General features: G+C 46.9%; 1 protein-coding gene. It reads left to right on the top strand.

Annotated features, from left to right (window positions below; genetic code table 11):
* On the top strand, positions 1–254 hold a 254-nt coding region (locus F0L68_RS46075), incomplete at both ends, for an Hsp70 family protein (protein WP_149855458.1).

Genomic DNA, 254 nt, shown 5'->3' with positions numbered 1-254 from the left:
AGGATGACAAGCAAAAGGAGACCATCCAGGCCAAGAATGCATTGGAATCTTACTGCTTCAGCATGAAGTCTACCATGGAGGATGAGAAGCTCAAGGAAAAGATCTCTGACTCTGACAAGCAGACCATCCTCGACAAGTGCAACGACACCATCAAGTGGCTGGATTCCAACCAACTGGCCGACAAGGAGGAGTATGAGCACAAGCAGAAAGAATTGGAAGGCATTTGCAATCCGATAATAACGAAGATGTACCAG

The sequence above is a fragment of the Solihabitans fulvus genome (assembly GCF_008386585.1).
GTDB classification, from domain to species: Bacteria; Actinomycetota; Actinomycetes; order Mycobacteriales; family Pseudonocardiaceae; genus Solihabitans; species Solihabitans fulvus.
Note: the sequence above shows the minus strand (reverse complement) of the source record. Positions and strands in the feature narration are given on the sequence as shown.